At 63.4% G+C, this 14,106-nt stretch carries 14 protein-coding genes; 11 read left to right on the top strand and 3 right to left on the bottom strand.

Annotated features, from left to right (window positions below; all coding sequences use genetic code 11):
* Window positions 1–6 precede the first annotated feature (6 nt).
* Both ACQY6T_RS13695 and ACQY6T_RS13690 read left to right on the top strand, forming a co-directional pair.
* On the top strand, window positions 7–471 hold the full coding sequence (locus ACQY6T_RS13695) for a RidA family protein (RefSeq protein ID WP_428631542.1): 465 nt from the start codon (window positions 7–9) through the stop codon (window positions 469–471).
* An 8-nt stretch (window positions 472–479) separates the two neighbouring features.
* Window positions 480–1,631 (top strand): GNAT family N-acetyltransferase, encoded by a 1,152-nt coding sequence (locus ACQY6T_RS13690; RefSeq protein WP_428631541.1) that lies wholly within the window; start codon window positions 480–482, stop codon window positions 1,629–1,631.
* A 107-nt stretch (window positions 1,632–1,738) separates the two neighbouring features.
* Here ACQY6T_RS13690 and ACQY6T_RS13685 read toward each other — a convergent pair whose 3' ends face one another.
* Complete coding sequence (locus ACQY6T_RS13685; protein WP_428631539.1) at window positions 1,739–2,053, bottom strand: hypothetical protein; 315 nt, start codon at window positions 2,051–2,053, stop codon at window positions 1,739–1,741.
* 140 nt (window positions 2,054–2,193) lie between these two features.
* Window positions 2,194–3,033, bottom strand: a complete 840-nt coding sequence (panC, locus tag ACQY6T_RS13680) for a pantoate--beta-alanine ligase (protein ID WP_428631537.1) — start codon at window positions 3,031–3,033, stop codon at window positions 2,194–2,196.
* A gap of 87 nt (window positions 3,034–3,120) precedes the next feature.
* Between panC and ACQY6T_RS13675 the strand changes: the two genes are divergently transcribed.
* The 7 genes from ACQY6T_RS13675 (at window position 3,121) to ACQY6T_RS13645 (ending at window position 9,297) form a co-directional block, all read left to right on the top strand.
* Window positions 3,121–3,942, top strand: coding sequence for a division plane positioning ATPase MipZ (locus ACQY6T_RS13675; protein WP_428631535.1), 822 nt, complete (start codon window positions 3,121–3,123; stop codon window positions 3,940–3,942).
* Between the two features lie 28 nt (window positions 3,943–3,970).
* A complete protein-coding gene (gene pgmG, locus ACQY6T_RS13670) occupies window positions 3,971–5,353 on the top strand; it encodes a phosphoglucomutase/phosphomannomutase PgmG (RefSeq protein WP_428631532.1) in 1,383 nt (460 codons plus the stop codon).
* Window positions 5,354–5,579: 226 nt separating this feature from the next.
* Window positions 5,580–6,392 carry an LPS export ABC transporter ATP-binding protein gene (gene lptB / locus ACQY6T_RS13665; RefSeq protein WP_428631530.1) on the top strand — a complete coding sequence of 271 codons (813 nt, stop codon included), beginning with the start codon at window positions 5,580–5,582 and terminating at the stop codon, window positions 6,390–6,392.
* 15 nt (window positions 6,393–6,407) lie between these two features.
* Window positions 6,408–7,877, top strand: a complete 1,470-nt coding sequence (gene rpoN, locus ACQY6T_RS13660) for an RNA polymerase factor sigma-54 (protein ID WP_428631528.1) — start codon at window positions 6,408–6,410, stop codon at window positions 7,875–7,877.
* 244 nt (window positions 7,878–8,121) lie between these two features.
* A complete protein-coding gene (gene ykgO / locus ACQY6T_RS13655) occupies window positions 8,122–8,247 on the top strand; it encodes a type B 50S ribosomal protein L36 (protein ID WP_003046794.1) in 126 nt (41 codons plus the stop codon).
* A 97-nt stretch (window positions 8,248–8,344) separates the two neighbouring features.
* Window positions 8,345–8,956, top strand: coding sequence for an HAD family hydrolase (locus ACQY6T_RS13650; RefSeq protein WP_428631526.1), 612 nt, complete (start codon window positions 8,345–8,347; stop codon window positions 8,954–8,956).
* On the top strand, window positions 8,956–9,297 hold the full coding sequence (locus ACQY6T_RS13645) for a hypothetical protein (RefSeq protein WP_428631524.1): 342 nt from the start codon (window positions 8,956–8,958) through the stop codon (window positions 9,295–9,297). Before ACQY6T_RS13650 ends, ACQY6T_RS13645 begins: the two co-directional genes overlap by 1 nt.
* 62 nt (window positions 9,298–9,359) lie before the next feature.
* On the opposite strand, the gene ACQY6T_RS13640 is transcribed toward ACQY6T_RS13645, so the two are convergent.
* The gene (locus tag ACQY6T_RS13640; RefSeq protein WP_428631522.1) at window positions 9,360–11,525 is read right to left on the bottom strand and encodes a S9 family peptidase; all 2,166 of its coding nucleotides are present in this window, start codon (window positions 11,523–11,525) and stop codon (window positions 9,360–9,362) included.
* 65 nt (window positions 11,526–11,590) lie between these two features.
* Here ACQY6T_RS13640 and ACQY6T_RS13635 point away from each other — a divergent pair, with 65 nt between their 5' ends.
* On the top strand, window positions 11,591–13,417 hold the full coding sequence (locus ACQY6T_RS13635; RefSeq protein ID WP_428631520.1) for an aminopeptidase P family protein: 1,827 nt from the start codon (window positions 11,591–11,593) through the stop codon (window positions 13,415–13,417).
* 7 nt (window positions 13,418–13,424) lie between these two features.
* A complete protein-coding gene (locus ACQY6T_RS13630) occupies window positions 13,425–13,886 on the top strand; it encodes an acyl-CoA thioesterase (protein ID WP_428631518.1) in 462 nt (153 codons plus the stop codon).
* Window positions 13,887–14,106: the final 220 nt, after the last annotated feature.

Below are 14,106 nucleotides of genomic sequence, written 5' to 3'. Positions count from 1 at the left end.
AACATCATGGATATTACCGCAAAACTGGCCGAACTCGGCCTCGAACTGCCAAAGGCTGCCGCGCCGGTGGCGGCCTATGTCCCCGTCGTCGAACATCGCGGGATGCTGTATGTCAGCGGCCAGCTGCCCTTCCGCGACGGTCAGGTGGTCACCGGCCGCTTGGGCGACGACATGGATGTAGCGGGCGGTCAGGATGCCGCGCAGCGCGTCGCATTGATGCTGGTGGCACAGATCGGTCAAGCGCTGGGTGGCGACTGGTCGCGTCTCGATCGCGTCGTCAAACTCGGCGTGTTCGTCAACAGCGCCCCCAGCTTTACCGATCAGGCCAAGGTCGCCAATGGCGCGTCGGAGCTGTTTGAAACCTTGTTCGGCGAAGCCGGTCGCCATGCGCGTGCGGCGGTGGGGGTCGCCGTGCTGCCGCTGGGCGCGGCGGTCGAGGCCGACGCGATCGTCGCGGTGAAGATCGCCTAAAGACTGCCATGGCCGAAGCCGACCCACCCGCACGGACGATTTCGCTCGGCACGGGTGTGGCCGCAATCGATTCGGCGGCGTGGGATGCGCTGCACGACGGCGCCAACCCGTTTGTCGGCCATGCCTTTCTGTCGCTGCTGGAGGAATCGGGGAGCGTCGGACCCGGCACCGGCTGGCAGCCCGCGCCCTTACTGGTCGAGGATGAAGCGGGCGCCTTGCTCGCCGCCGCGCCAGCCTACCTCAAATCGCACAGCCAAGGCGAATATGTGTTCGATCAGGGGTGGGCCGATGCGTGGGCGCGCGCCGGCGGGGATTATTACCCCAAGCTGCAGATTGCGGCGCCGTTCACCCCGGTGCCGGGGCCGCGCTTGCTGGCGAACAGCGCCGACGACGAAAGCTTGCTGATCCGCGCCGCGGAGGCGGTGGTGCGGCAGAATAGCCTGTCGTCGGCGCATGCGACCTTTGTCGCGCCCAATCAGATGCCGATGTTCGAAGACGCCGGCTGGCTTGTCCGGCGCGATATTCAGTTCCATTTTGCCAACACAGGCTATGGCAGCTTCGACGATTTTCTGGCAACTCTGACCTCGGCGAAACGCAAACAGCTGCGCAAGGAGCGCGCGCGGGCGGTCGACGGGCTGCGGATAGAGGAACTGACCGGCGACGCGATCCAGCCCGAACATTGGGACGCGATGTGGCTATTCTATCAAGACACCGGCGCCCGAAAATGGGGCCAGCCATATCTGACCCGCGACGCGTTCGACCTGATGGGCGAGTGCATGGCGGAGCGGGTCATATTGCTGATCGCTTATGACGGCGAAGACTGTCCGGTCGCGGGCGCGCTGCATTTCCTGGGTGCGGATACGCTCTATGGCCGCTACTGGGGCTGCCAGATCGACATCCCCTATCTGCATTTCGAATTATGCTATTACCGCGCGATCGACATCGCGATCGCGCGCGGTCTGGCGCGCGTCGAGGCGGGCGCACAGGGCGGCCACAAGCTCGCGCGAGGCTATGGTCCCGTTGCGACCTGGTCGGCGCATTTCATCGCCGATCCCGGATTCCGCCGCGCCGTTGCCGACTATCTCGACCAGGAACGGCACGCGGAAGAAATCGAAATGGAGTGGCTGGAGGGGCACACGCCGTTCAGGCGCAAAGGCTAAGCCTCTGCCATTTTCGTCACCCCGGACTTGATCCGGGGTCCAAGCCTCGCCCGTTGGATGGATGCCGGATCAAGTCCGGCATGACGAGGAAATAGAGTTTGGAAGGATCAGGCCGCGAAACGGCGGGCGGCCGGACGGCGCGCGGTTTCGTCGAGCCAGGCGCGCGCCTGACGCTGCGCTTCGGCGATTTCGTCGCGGCTCATTTCGTCGGACAGGTCGGCGCGGCATTGCTGGCCTTCCTTGTTGCCGCCAAGCGCAGCCAGATTGAACCATTTATGCGCCTGGATCAGGTCGACATCGACCCCGCCGGTGCCGGTCGAAAAAGCGATGCCGAGGTCGAAATAGGCACCGGCGTCGCCGCGGGCGGCGTCGAGCAACCGGCTTTCGATCAGATATTGCGCAGACTTCAGACTGTTGGCCATAAAAACCCCCTGTCGCTTCCCCCCACAGGAAGCTTCGAGGTCCACCCTTGCCGTTCGTGGTCAACAAAACGTTAACGACGATCCGATTTTCTTGTGGATATTGCGCCGAAACCGCCGAATTCAGCCATTCTGCGGATCAATCAACCGACCGAATAATTGTCGATCAGCCGGGTTTTTCCGATTCGAGCGGCCGCCAAAAGCCGCGCGGGGGCGCGAAAGGCGTCCAGCCGTCCGAGGGTGTCGGGGTTGGCGAGGGCGATATAATCGACGCTGTCGAACCCGCCGGCAAGGATCGCGGCTTCGGCTTTTGCGAGCGTTTCGTACATGTCGCCGCCGTTCGCCAGCGCGGCAACGGCCGCCTTCAGCGCGTCGGGGAAGGCGGTGGCCGCGCTGCGTTGTCCAGCCGAGAGATAGGCGTTGCGCGATGACAGCGCGAGACCGTCATGGTCGCGTGCGATCGGCGCCCCCAAAATATCGAGCCCGAAATCCAGATCGCGCGCCATGCGGCGGATGATCGCCAGCTGTTGCCAGTCCTTTTCGCCAAAAATCGCGACATCGGGCTGCACTTGGTTGAACAATTTGGCGACGATGGTCGCGACGCCGTCGAAATGGCCGGGGCGCGCAGCGCCGCAATAATCGGCGCCGAGTTCGGCGACCTCGATATGGGTGCTGTGTCCCGGCGGATAGACGGTCGCGACATTGGGTGCCCACAGCAGGCCGACGCCTTCGCTGGCGAGCAGCGCGGCGTCGCGCGCCTCGTCGCGCGGATAAGCGGCGAAATCCTCGTTCGGGCCGAACTGGGTCGGATTGACGAAGATCGACACGATCACTTGGTCGGCAACGCGCCGCCCCATGCGGACGAGCGAGAGATGGCCGTCGTGCAGCGCGCCCATCGTCGGCACTAGGGCGACGCTCTTGCCCCCCTGCTTCAGTGCCGTAACGGCACGGTGCAGCATCGCAATGTCACGGATGATTTGCACGCCCGGTCGCCCTCCGATATTGGCGCGACTCTATCACTTCGCGCGCTGGCCGCCCATGCCGCGCCAACAGGAAAATCGCAACGGCTCATGACGACTAACGCGACGAAGCCCGCCCCGCACCGCATCATCTTTGCCAATGAAAAGGGCGGGACCGGAAAATCGACCTGCGCGGTGCATTTCGCGGTCGCGCTCGCCAGCCAGGGCTGGCGTGTCGCAGGGCTCGACCTCGACCCGCGCCAGCGCACATTTCACCGCTATCTGGAAAATCGCGTCGGCACGGCCAAGCGCCGCGATATCGAGCTGCCGATACCGCACTTCGAAGTGTTCGAAGGAACCACGGTCGAGGAGCTTGACGCACAGGTCGCGCGGATGACCGCCGACTGCGATTATTTCGTCGCCGACACCCCCGGCCGCGACGATGTCTTTGCGCGCCATCTGGCGATGACGGCCGACACCCTCGTCACCCCGATCAACGACAGCTTCATCGATTTCGACCTGATCGGGCAGGTCGATCCCGAGACGTTTCAGGTCACCCGCCCGAGCTTTTATTCCGAACTGATCTGGGACACGCGCAAGGCGCGCGCCAAGACTGACGGGCGGACGATCGACTGGATCATCCTGCGCAACCGCCTTCAGCACGTCGATGCGCACAATATGCGCCGGGTCGGCGAAGCGCTGAGCCAGCTGTCGCGACGCGTCGGTTTCCGCGTCATCCCGGGGCTTGGCGAGCGCGTCATCTATCGCGAGTTGTTCCCAGCCGGGCTCACCCTGCTCGACAAGGCGCATCTTGGCGGCATGGGCATCGGCCATGTCGTCGCGCGGCAGGAGCTGCGCGAGGCGATGGGCGGCTTGAACCTTCCGGCGCGCGAACGTTTTCATCCCGACGGCGACATGTTCGCCGCCGCCTGAGCAATTTCCATCCCTACAAGGACCAAAGATGACCCATAGCTTCCACCCGACCCTGCTGCGTGAATATGACATTCGCGGCGTCATGGACGACACGCTCTCCGATAAAGATGCCTATGCCATCGGGCGCAGCTTCGCGACGCTGGTCGCGCGCGCAGGCGGCAAGCGCGTCGCGGTCGGTTATGACGGGCGCCTCTCGTCGCCGATGTTGTGCGAGGCGCTAGTCGAAGGCATCAATGCCGCCGGCATCGACGCGCTGAACGTTGGGCTGGGACCGACGCCGATGCTCTATTATGCGGCCTCAACCGAAGATGTGGACGGCGGCATCCAGATAACCGGCAGCCACAATCCCCCCGACTATAATGGTTTCAAATTTGTAATGCAGGGGCGCCCCTTTTACGGCGCCGACATCTTGGGCATCGGCGAAATGGCCGCCGCCGGGGATTGGGAGGCGGGCAAAGGCACGTCGCAGAGCATCGACATCGTCGACGCCTATGTCGATCGGCTGGTCGAGGGTTTCGCCGGCGGTGCTTTCCGGATCGGCTGGGACGCTGGCAACGGTGCCGCCGGCACCGTCATCGAAAAGCTGACCGCGCGCCTGCCGGGCGAGCATCATTTGCTGTTTACCGACATTGACGGTCATTTTCCGAACCACCATCCCGATCCCACCGAGGAAAAGAATCTGGCCGACCTGCGCAAGCTGGTCGCCGAGAAGAGCCTCGATTTCGGCGTCGCTTTCGATGGAGACGGCGACCGGATCGGCGCGATCGACGGACAGGGCCGGGTGATCTGGGGCGATCAGCTGCTGCAAATCTATGCCGCGGCGCTGCTGCAGGACATGCCCGGCGCAACGATCATCGCCGATGTAAAGGCGAGTCAGGCGCTGTTCGACCGGGTCGCCGATCTGGGCGGGACACCCATGATGTGGAAAACCGGCCATAGCCTGATCAAGGCGAAGATGAAGGAAACCGGCAGCCCGCTCGCCGGCGAGATGAGCGGCCATATCTTCTTTGCCGACCGCTATTATGGCTATGACGATGCGCCTTATGCTGCGGTGCGGTTGATCGAGGCGGCGACGAAGCTCGGCCAGAGTGTCACCGAATTGCGCGGCGATATGGCGCCGATGGTCAACACGCCGGAGCTGCGCTTTCAGGTCGACGAGGTGCGCAAATTCGCCATTGTGGACGAAGTTCTGGCGCGGCTGACCGCAGCGGGCGCGCAGGTCGACCGCACCGATGGCGCCCGCGTCCTGACCGACGACGGCTGGTGGCTGCTCCGCGCCTCGAACACCCAGGACGTGCTCGTCGCGCGCGCCGAGGCGAAGGACGAAGCGGCGCTGGCGCGGCTGCTCGCCGCGATCGACGAACAGCTCGCGCTGTCGGGAATGGTGCGTGGCGAGCCGGTGGGGCATTAGGCTATCTTAAGCCCCTCCCCTTCAGGGGAGGGGTTGGGGTGGGGGCTCGCGGCGTGGCGCAAGGCCGATGGCCCCCACCCGCTGCGACTAACGAACAAGTCCGCAAGTCTCGCTGCCCTCCCCTAAAGGGGAGGGCGAAGATCGGATGCAAAAATCTTGCCAGATTGACCTTCGCCGCGTCGCTGGGGTAACGCCCGCACGAGGGTAGAACGGAACCGACCAGCCTATGACCGACGAATCCACGGTGAGCACGCTTTCCGAAAGCGATCACGGCGTTACCGAACAACAGGCGCACGCGCGTGAAGACGCGGCGGCGGGCAATGGCCTTGCGGTCATTTCGATCGCCAAAAGCTATGACAAACGCACCGTGCTGTCCGATGTGTCTCTGTCGGTCGGCAAGGGCGAGGTCGTCGGCCTGCTTGGCCCGAACGGCGCGGGCAAGACCACCTGTTTTTATTCGATCATGGGGCTGGTAAAACCCGATGCCGGGCGCATCATGCTCGACGGCGCCGACATTACGGCGCTGCCGATGTACCGCCGCGCGATCCTGGGCCTTGGTTATCTGCCGCAGGAAACTTCGATCTTTCGCGGCATGACAGTGGCGCAGAATATCAGCGCGGTGCTCGAACTGGCCGAACCCGACAAAGTGTCGCGCGAACGGCGACTGGAAGAACTGCTCGACGAATTCGGCCTTACCCGGCTGCGTGACGCCGCCGCGATGGCGCTGTCAGGCGGCGAACGCCGCCGCGCCGAAATCGCCCGCGCGCTCGCCGCCAATCCGTCGATCATGCTGCTCGACGAACCGTTCGCGGGCATCGACCCGCTTTCGATCAGCGACATCCGCGATTTGGTCGCCGACCTGAAAACGCGCGGCATTGGCGTTCTCATCACCGACCATAATGTCCGCGAAACGCTCGACCTCGTCGACCGCGCGTGCATCATTTATGACGGCAAGGTGTTGCTGGCCGGTTCGCCGGAAGAGCTCGTCGCCGACCCCGAGGTCCGCCGCCTCTACCTCGGCGAGGGCTTCTCCCTGTGACGACATGAGCTGCTGATGGCGTTGGGTCCGCGCCTCGATCTCCGCCAGTCGCAATCGCTGGTGATGACGCCGCAGCTGCAGCAAGCGATCAAGCTGCTCGCGCTGTCGAACCTCGAACTCGAAGCCTATCTGGCCGAAGCGCTGGAGGGCAACCCGCTGCTCGATGCGACCGCCGGCGATAGCGACGGCAGCGCGGGTGACGCGGACGGAGAACCGGGCGGCGAAGCGCCCGCGACCGAGGCGGCGTCGCTCGATGCCGATCAGGCGCTCTCGTCGGACAACGGCACCGCCAACGACCTCGATGTCGATCTGACCGCCGACAGCTTTCACCACGACAGCGCCAGCGACAGCGTCGGCGTATCGGGCAGCGACAGCGAAGGCATCGATTTCGACAGCTTCGCGGGCGAGGACGAAACGCTCCACGGCCACCTGCTGGCACAGGTCGGCGAACGCTTCAGCGGGCTGGAGGCGATGGTCGCCGAACAGATCGTGGCGCTGATCGACGAGACCGGATATTTGCGCGCCGATCTGGCCGAACTGGCGCAGCGGCTGGGGGTGCCGCTCGCGCTTGTCGAAACCATCCTCGCGGGGGTCCAGTGCTTCGACCCGTCGGGGGTCGGCGGACGAGACCTCGCCGAATGCATTGCTATCCAGGCGCGCGAGGCCGATCGCTACGACCCCGCGATGGCCACAATGATCGCGCATCTCGAACTGGTGGCCAAAGGTGCCTTTCCCCAATTGAAGCGCATCTGCGGGGTCGACGACGAAGATCTTGCGGACATGATTCGCGAACTGCGCAATTATGATCCCAAGCCCGGGCTGAAATTCGGCGGCGATGCGTCGCAGGCGGTCGTTCCCGACCTGTACATCCGCCGGACGGCTCAGGGCTGGGCGGTCGAGATCAATAGCGGAACCCTGCCGCGCCTGCTCGTCAACCGCCGCTATTATACCGAACTGGCCACCGGCGCTGCGGCGAAGAGCAAGGCGTGGCTGTCCGAACAGCTGGCCAGCGCGAACTGGCTGGTCCGCGCGCTGGACCAGCGCCAGCGCACGATCGTCAAGGTCGCGAGCGCGATCGTCAAGCAGCAGGAAGGGTTCTTCCTGCACGGCGTCGCGCATATGCGGCCGCTGACCTTGCGGCAGGTCGCCGAGGAAATCGGCATGCACGAATCGACCGTCAGCCGCGTCACCAGCAACAAATATCTCAGCTGTCCGCGCGGATTGTTCGAGCTCAAATATTTCTTCTCGAGCGGCATTTCGGCGACCGAGGGCGACGGCGCGGTGTCGTCCGAATCGATCAAGAGCCGAATCAAGGCGATGATCGAGGCCGAGGACGGCAAAGCGATCCTGTCCGACGAGACGATCGCGCAGAAACTGTCAGCCGAGGGCCATGACATCGCGCGGCGCACCGTGGTGAAGTACCGCGAGGCGATGGGCTATGGCTCGTCGGTGCAGCGGCGCCGTCAAAAGGCGCTGGCGGGATAGGTGAACTCCCGGCCCCTTCGTGTCGAGCGAAGTCGAGATATCCATCGGGATGGCGCTGCGCTGATCGGCATCTCGACTTCGGCCAAAGGCCGAAGTTTATCCTGAGCGCCTGCCAAGGCAGTCGAAGGGCTCGATGTGAACGGGAAAAATGGGGATTTTGTGCCGGGGGACGGTTGACTTTTGACCCTCATCCCCATAGTTGCGCCGCTTCGCGTGACCACGCCAAGTTTTACGGACAGAGATCATGAAGATTCGCAACAGCCTGAAGTCGCTGAAGGACCGCCACCGCGATAACCGCGTTATCCGCCGCCGTGGCCGTACCTATGTGATCAACAAGACCAACCGCCGCTTCAAGGCGCGCCAGGGCTGATGCCCCTGCGCGGGGTGTTTTCGCCCCGTTTGCTTTTGACAGACCGCGAACCGCCGTCGGATGCTTCCGGCGGCGCTTTCGCGTGTGTGGAGTGGGTATGATTCGGCAAAGCGTCATCTTCGACGTCGGCCGCGTCCTGTTCGATTGGGACCTGCGCCATCTCTTTGCCAAGCTGATCGCCGATTCGGATGAACTGGAATGGTTCGTATCGACCGTGGTTACGCCTGCATGGCATTTCAAGCACGACGCGGGCCGCCCAATCGCCGAAATGCTGCCCGAGCTGAAAGCGGAATTTCCCGACCACGCCGCGCTGATCGACGCCTATGCCGCGCGCTTCAACGAAACGATCCCGGCGGCGATGCCCGGCAGCCTAGAACTGGTCGAGCGACTAGATGCGGCGGGCGTGCCGCTGTTCGCGATCACCAATTTCGGCCATGAATTCTGGGAAGGCTTCCGCCCGACCCAGCCGATCTTCGACCGTTTCCGGGGCATCGTCGTGTCGGGTACCGAAAAACTGATGAAGCCGGACCCCTCGATCTACCGCCTGGCGATCGCGCGATTCGGCATCGACCCCGCGGGCGCGCTGTTCATCGACGACGTCGCGGCCAATGTCGCGGGCGCCGAATCGGTCGGCATCGCAGGGCATCTCTTTGTCGATGCCGCGACGCTGGAAGCCGAACTGGTCGCGCGCGGTTATTTGCCAGCTTGATGAGCAGGGCCGATCGCCTTGAACGCATCGATACGCGCCGCGTTGAGCTCGAAGCCGAGTATGAGGAGGTGCTCCTCGATGCCTTGCGCAGGGTAGCTGCCGGTTCTTGGGGCTTGTTCGGTCACACGAAAGATCGCGCGATGCGCGCGAAATGGGATCCGGTCGTCACCGACCTGTGCGGCAGGGGCGAGGAAATAGACCAGCTGCGCGCGTCGCTGGGGCTCGAGCCGTTCCCCCTCCACGAAGAGTTCGAGGCTTCACGCGGACCGGTCTCTACAAACGCTCCGGGCGAACCCAAACAGGCCAAGGCATGGCTGGAGCGTTTCGGCAGGGATATCTAGCGCCCCGCCAGCCTTCCGCCATTTCCTCATTTCCGCTTTCGCGGGAATAACGAAAAGAGGAATTATTTCTCCACCCCCAGCTGCGTCAGCACAAAGGCAAATTCCTCGGCGTCCTCACGCAGCGCACCCCAGCGACCCGATTTGCCCGCATGGCCCGCGCCCATATTGGTGCGCAGCAACAGGAGCGCGTCGTTGGTGCGCGTCGCGCGCAGCTTGGCGACCCATTTGGCGGGTTCCCAATAGGTAACGCGCGGATCGTTCAGCCCCGCCGACACCAGCATCGGCGGATAGGCCTTGGCGGTGACATTGTCGTACGGGCTGTAGCTCAGCACATAGTCGAACGCCGCCTTGTCGGTGATCGGATTGCCCCATTCGGGCCATTCGCCGGGGGTCAGCGGCAGCGTTTCGTCGACCATTGTGTTGATGACGTCGACGAACGGCACACCCGCGAGGACCGCGCCCCACAGTTCGGGCGCCTCGTTATACACCGCTCCCATCACCTGGCCGCCCGCTGAGCGGCCCTCGATCGAAATCTTGCCGGCGCTGGTATATTTCGCCGCGATAAGACCTTTGGCGACATCGACGAAGTCGTTGAACGTGTTCTTGCGTTCGGTCGTCTTGCCCGCGAGATACCAGGCGCGGCCCAGATCGTCGCCGCCGCGGACATGCGCGATCGCATAGATCATGCCGCGATCGACGAGGCTGAGCCGCGTCGTCGAGAAACCCGGCGGTACGCGATAGCCGTATGAGCCATAGACATAGAGGTGCATCGGCGCGCTGCCGTCGCGCGGCGTACCCGTTTTATACACCAGCGACACCGGCACCGCGGTGCCGTCGCGCGAAGGCATATTTACCAATTCGGTTACATATTCCTGACCGTTATAACCGGATGGAATCTCCTGAACCTTTAGCGTTTCAAGCTTTTTGCTCGCCAGATCATAATCGAACACCGTGTCGGGGGTGACCATCGATTCATAATCGAGGCGCAGCTTATCCTGATGATATTCGGGATTGTCGCCCAGCCCCGCGACATACGTCGCCTCGGGGAATTCGATCCGGCCGGGGGTCAGCGGCGCGTCATAGCGGCGGATATCGACCTGATCGACGCCCTTTTCGCGCGCTTCGAGGACGAAATAGTCGCGGAAGATCGCGAGCCCGGTGATGTAGCTTTCGTCTGAGCCGGGGATCAGCGTTGTCCACTCGCCGGGCTTGGCGAGGCTTGCGGTCGCGACGCGGAAATTGGCGTGCTCGTCGTTGGTATAGACGTAGAGCGTCCCCTCGCGCTCATCGACGCTATACTCGCGGCCCTTCTGGCGCGCCGACACGAGCTGCGGCTTCGCTTCGGGATTGTCGGCGGGGAGCAGATAGACTTCGCTGGTTTCGTTATCGCCCGTCGCGATGACGATATAATTGTCGGCGGCGGTCTTGCCGATGCCGACCCCGAAACCGATGTCGGCCTCCTTGTACAGCAGCTTGTCGGCGGTCAGCGGGGTGCCGAGCTTGTGCAGACGGACATTGTCGGTACGCCAATTCTCGTTGGCGAGGCCGTAAAGCAACGCATCGCTTTGCGCGGTCCAGACCAGCGACGACAGGGTGCCGGGGATGACGTCGGGCAACGCTTTGCCGGTCGTCAGATCGATGAAGCGCACTTCGAACCGTTCGGACCCATTATCATCGACGGCATAGGCCATCAGCCTGCCATTTGGGCTGATCGACACGTCGGACAGGCGGAAATATTCCTTGTCCTTGGCCATTGCGACTTCGTCGAGGATCAGGACCGCATCACCGCCCGCGACAGGTTTCCGGTACCATTTCTTATATTCGGCGCCTTCCTCATATTCGACCCAATATATCCAGTCGCCGTCCTTTTGCGGGACGCTCGAATCAGCTTCTTTGATTCGGCCCTTCATTTCCTGAAACAGGGTTTCGACCAGCGCCGCGTGCGGCTTCATCGCGGCGTCGAAATAGGCGTTCTCGGCCTTCACATAATCGAGCACATCCTTGTCATCGATCGTCGGATAGCTCTCGTCCTTCAGCCAGTGATAGGGATCGGACAGTTTTTTGCCGTGCAGCACCGTTTCGTGCGGGCGCTTTTCCGCGAGCGGCGCGGCGGGCAGGGCAGGGGTGGGGTTGGTCAATGCGGGGTCTTTCTCTTTGGCGAACAGCGCGGGAGATGCGACAAGCGGGGTGGCAATTGCTGCCAGAAACATCCAAATAGCGCGCATCATGAAAAACTCCCGCGGTGTCGCCCCGATGGGCGGGATGGCCGCGATGTAGAAACAAGGAACGCGTCATGTCCAGCCCCGTCCATGCAGAACGCCTCGCCCGGGTCCGCGCCGAACTCGCCGCGCGCGGTATCGACGGCTTTATCGTCCCGATCAGCGACGAACATATGAGCGAATATGTCGGCGAATATGCCCAGCGCATGGCGTGGCTGACCGGCTTTGGCGGATCGGCCGGAACCGCGGCGGTGCTGCCCGAAAAGGCCGCGGTGTTCATCGACGGCCGCTATACGGTGCAGGTCCGCGACCAGGTCGACGGATCGCTGTTCGACTATGTCGGGGTGCCGCAGTCGAGCGTTGGCGAATGGCTGGGCAGCCACGTGAGCGCGGGGCAAAAGATCGGCTTCGACCCGTGGCTGCACGGCATCGACTGGGCGCGCAGTCTGGGTAAGGCGCTGACGGCCAAGGGCGCGACATTGGTCGCAGTCGACGTCAACCCGCTCGACGCCGCATGGGAGGACCAGCCGGCGCCGAGCGCTGCGGTGGTGACGGTCCACGACGTGGCGCTGGCGGGCCAGAGCGCGGTCGAAAAGCGCGAAGTGATCGCCGATTGGTTGAAGGCAAATGGTCTCGACACCACGGTGATGACCGCGCTCGATTCGATCGCGTGGACCTTCAACATTCGCGGCCAAGACGTCAGCCATACCCCCGTCGGGCTCGCTTTCGCGCTGCTCCACGCCGACGCCACCGCCGACCTGTTCATCGCACCGGAGAAGGTCACCGACGCGGTGCGCGCGCATCTGGGCAACAGCGTGCGGATCCACGACCGCGAGGCCTTCGAGGCGGCGCTCGCCGCGCTCAAAGACAAAAAGGTCGCCGTCGATCCCGATCGTGCGGTTGCCGCGATCTTCACCGCGCTCGAAACCGCGGGCGCGAAGATCGCGCGCCACCGCGACCCCGCAGTGCTGCCGAAAGCGATCAAGAACGATACCGAACTCGATGGCACCCGCGCCGCGCATGTCCGCGACGGGGTGGCGGTGTCGCGCTTCCTGCAATGGATGGAGGATGTCGCACCGCAGGGCGGCCTCGACGAACTCGGCGCCGCGGCGAAGCTGCGCGAATTTCGCGAGGAAGGCGGCGGGCTCGTCGATCTGTCGTTCGACACGATCTCGGCCGCCGGCCCCAATGGCGCGCTGCCACACTACAAGGTCGACGAGACGACCAACCGGGCGGTCGAGACCGGGACGCTCTATCTGGTCGATTCGGGCGGACAATATGCCGATGGCACTACCGACATCACGCGGACGATCGCGATCGGGGCGCCAAGCGCCGAAATGCGCCGCCGCTTCACGCAGGTGCTGAAAGGTCATATCGCGCTTGCGACGGCGCGTTTTCCCAAGGGGACGCGCGGCAGCCAGCTCGATATATTGGCGCGCCAATATTTGTGGGCCGACGGCGTCGATTACGCGCATGGTACCGGCCACGGCGTCGGCGCCTATCTGGCTGTCCACGAAGGGCCGCAGCGCATCGCCAAGCCCGCCGGCGGACAGGCCGGGACGGAGGAACCGCTGCACGCCGGCATGATCCTGTCGAACGAGCCGGGCTATTACAAGGCGGGCGCCTTTGGCATCCGCATCGAGAATCTCGTCATTGTTGTCCCGGTTAGCATCGCCGACGCCGAAGAGGATATGCTGGGGTTCGAGACGATCACTTTTGCACCGATTGCGCAGAATCTGGTCGAAACCGCGCTGCTGTCGCCCGCCGAAGCGGACTGGCTCGACGCCTATCATGCCGCAGTGCGCGAAAAGCTCGCGCCGGGGATGAAGGATGCCCATCGCGCGTGGCTGGAGGCCGCGTGCGCGCCGCTCGACCGTACCCCCGCCGCGCTTGCGGCCTGACGCGGTCATGGACCACAGCAATTGGGACGTGCCGCGCGAGGATTTTCGCGTCCACGAGACGGTGCGCGTTCGCTTCAACGAGATCGACGGCCAGAATATCGTCTTCAACGGCAATTATCTGGTCTATGCCGACATTGGCGTGACCGAATATTTCCGCGCGTTGGGCGAGGGGCAGCCAGGTCCATATTTTCACCAATATGGTACCGACATCCGCGAGGTACATGTCGAGATCGACTATCATGGATCGGCGCGGCTCGACGACCGGATTACCATCGCGGCGCGGATCAGCCGGTTTGGGCGGACAAGCTTCACCGTCCATTGCGCGATCTTTCGCGATGCCGAGCGGTTGACCGATATCGAGATCAGCTATGCGCATATTGATCTCGACGGCGGCGGCGCGACGCCGTTACCCGGCAGTTTTATCGCTGAAGCGCGCCGATTCGAAAAGCGGATGCCGTTACAGGATTGATTCGATCCGTGCCGGATCGACCCTCTCAACCAAAAAGGTCGAAAAAAAGGGCCACCCGAGGGCGGCCCATGAAAGTTTTGGGAGAGGATGCCTAAAAGGCATGCTCATATTGCAGCGCACAATAAATTGTGCAACTGCGAAATAAGCATCTGCTGTTGCATTTTTTGCAATCGTTGGCGTCTTTGGCAATCGTTCGGCGCAATCCTCTGCCCTCTCGCAA

This window comes from Sphingopyxis sp. (genome assembly GCF_965279725.1).
Classification (GTDB): Bacteria; Pseudomonadota; Alphaproteobacteria; order Sphingomonadales; family Sphingomonadaceae; genus Sphingopyxis.
This window is presented reverse-complemented; position numbering and strand designations above follow the sequence as displayed.